This is a genomic window from Aquiflexum sp. (genome assembly GCF_977115555.1).
In genome coordinates, this window is the sequence record NZ_CDSBKL010000470.1 from 1 (window position 1) to 2,805 (window position 2,805).

The window sequence follows — 2,805 nt, forward strand, 5'->3', positions numbered from 1 at the left end:
ATTTCATAATGCATCTTTAAACTTATGGAAAAGGTTAAAAAACAAGAGAATATTTGGTGAAAATGGAGCGAACCGGATATTTGGTTTGATAAACCAATTTGGAATAAGTTTACTTTAGGAGATTATTTCTAAGTCCTAATGAAAGATGAACTGAATGATTTAATTGAGAAGCTTTTACGATTTTGCCATTTCTTTTAGGGCATTGACAAACACATCCAACTCTTTAGTGGAGGTATAGATGTTTGGTGTGATTCTACATCCAACCACCCCGGCATAGTTAATGCCGACAGTATAGATTTTGTATTTATCCATCAGGGTTTTTGCCATTTGATTTGGATCTATCCCTTCAATGCCGACATTGGCAATGCCACAGGAACGGGAAGGATCTGCCGGGGTATTGACATTTATATTGGGAACATTTCTGACTTTATCGCTCCAGTAATTCTGGAGAAAACGCAACCTTGCCTCTTTTCTTTCAGCACCGATTTTTTCGAAATAGTCCAAAGCATTGTTGACAGCAAGGTCAGTGGCTACAGGATGTGTTCCTATATGGTTGAGGTTTTTGATATTGGCATGGTCGAGTTCGTAAGGTGCCAAAAGAGGCCAAATCTTATTGATTTTATCTTTTTTGACATACAAAAGGCCCGATCCCAATGGTACACTCAGCCATTTGTGCAAACTGCAAGCGTAATAGTCGCAATTGAGGTCTTCGATTTTGAAATCAAAATGGGCAATGCAGTGTGCCCCGTCCAACATCACTTCCACACCATGTCGGTGAGCCATGTCGCAGATTTTTTTTACAGGGAGGATCTGTCCTGTGATGTTGATCATGTGGCTGACCATCATCAGTTTGGTGTTTGGGGTGATGGCGTCTTCATAGATTTTGACTATTTCCTCATCCGTCTTGGGATGGTTTGGAATGGAGACGATTTTATTGGTGATGCCATGCCTTCGGGAGGCAAGGGTAAACATGTTTTGGATGCTGCCGTAATCCTGTTCTGCAAATATGGCCTCATCCCCTTTTTGCCAAGGATAACCTGAGATGATAATGTCCAAGGATTCAGTCGCATTTCGGGTAATGGCAACCTCATCAGGACTTCCTCCAAAAACCTCGGCCAACCTTGCTGCTGCTTTGTCCTTATTTTCCCACTGAACGGTACGAAAATACCAAGAGCCCTGATAATTAATCTCCCTGATGTGATTGATGTAGTTTTCTAGAGTTTCTGTGGGAATAAAGCAATAATAACCATTTTCGAGGTTGATGTAATCAGGCTTTAGCTTATAGCCATCCCTGATCTTTTGCCAGAAATCTTCATCCTTGGCTAAGTCTATTGGGTTGATATGGGAATATGCGTCAATGGTTTTTGAGAAGGCTTCAAAAGAAGCAGACGAAGCAATGCCAGTCAAGGTGAGGGTTTTAAGGAAGTTCCGTTTGTTCATGGTGAGAAATTTAAAACAAAATGGTGAAAAAAATTTTTAAACCAAAAAATGTTGAATAAATTTGTCAACAAAATAAAAGTCAACAAGGTGAGTACATTAGCGGAAGTTCTTTTTGAAAGAAGAAATGAGAAGGGAATAGTAGTGAGGAATCTGGCTTTTCAGACAGGGATTGATCCTGCCCTGATATCCAAGTATGAAAAAGGGAACCGTCTTCCTACCGAGGATAATTTAAAGGCGCTTACAGAAGCACTTCAGCTTCCTTTTGAAAATATGAGGAAAATGTGGCTTGCTGAGAAGGTATATAATCTCTTGGCTCAGGAAGAAAACGCAAGCGAGATCTTGGTGATGGCCGAATCCAGGGTGGCTTACCTTTCAAGTCAGCAGGTCTTGACACTGGAGGCATTGAGTAGCTCAATTCAGGATAAGCTGAGGCAGATTGATGAGCTTAAAGCCAAGTGGCAGTCCAAAAGGCCTTTGAATCCTACTCAGCTTCAAAAGATGCAGGAATTCTTTCATATCGCTTATACCTACGAAAGCAACAGGATCGAAGGAAACACACTTACTTTGCAGGAGACGCATCTCGTGGTCAATGAAGGTATTACCATCGGAGGGAAATCCATGAGGGAGCACCTTGAGGCCATAAATCACGCCGAGGCGATTTCTTACATGGAGCAATTGGTTACTGACCAGTTGGATTATAGTCCCAGGGTTTTGATGGAGTTGCACTATTTGATTCTTAAGGGGATTGATAGGGACAATGCCGGGAAGTTTCGGTCAGTTCCTGTGAGGATATCAGGCAGCGCCCATGTGCCCCCACAGCCGTATTTGTTGGATAAGATGATGGAAGAGTATTTCATCCATTATGATAAGCAAAAGAAACGTTTGCATCCGGTGATTTTGGCTGCTGAGATGCACGAAAGGTTAGTCAGTATCCACCCTTTTATTGATGGAAATGGTCGAAGCAGCAGGCTGGTGATGAATCTTATTTTGCTCAAGAGAGGATATACGATAGCCAATCTCAAAGGAGACCTTAACTCAAAGTTGGCTTATTACCGTGCTTTGGAAGCAGTACAGGTAGATAATAATCCTGAGGTTTTTTATCATCTGGTAGCTGACGCCGTCAAAGATTCTCTTGAAAGGCATTTGGAGCTTGTTTGAGGAATTGTGAATTGTGAATTAAGAATGAAAAATGAGGGATGTTTAAAAAAGCATCAGCAAAAGCATCAGTATTGCCAATAGTATCGCAACCCATTGGTAAACAGGGTTTCTTTTTGGAAAATGGTACTCGCAGATGGGACAGAATTCAGCTTTAGAATTTATGTCCATGGCACAGGAGGGACATTCTTTTGTCTTTGGTTTTTGAAC

The 2,805-nt window shown here is 41.4% G+C and carries 2 protein-coding genes; one reads left to right on the plus strand and one right to left on the minus strand.

What is annotated here, in order from left to right; genetic code table 11:
- Positions 1 to 174 precede the first annotated feature (174 nt).
- Entirely contained in the window at positions 175 to 1,440 is a 1,266-nt protein-coding gene (locus tag ACZFYI_RS18380) for an aminotransferase class V-fold PLP-dependent enzyme (protein WP_462525581.1), read from the minus strand.
- Between the two features lie 48 nt (positions 1,441 to 1,488).
- On the opposite strand from ACZFYI_RS18380, the gene ACZFYI_RS18385 reads away from it, so the two are divergent.
- Positions 1,489 to 2,598, plus strand: a complete 1,110-nt coding sequence (locus tag ACZFYI_RS18385) for a Fic family protein (protein ID WP_462525582.1) — start codon at positions 1,489 to 1,491, stop codon at positions 2,596 to 2,598.
- Positions 2,599 to 2,805: the final 207 nt, after the last annotated feature.

What these genes read in the sequence shown, in the direction of transcription:
- ACZFYI_RS18380 (WP_462525581.1), bottom strand. Translation starts at nt 1,440, where the DNA reads ATGAACAAACGGAACTTCCTTAAAACCCTCACCTTGACTGGCATTGCT.
- ACZFYI_RS18385 (WP_462525582.1), top strand. Translation starts at nt 1,489, where the DNA reads ATGTTGAATAAATTTGTCAACAAAATAAAAGTCAACAAGGTGAGTACA.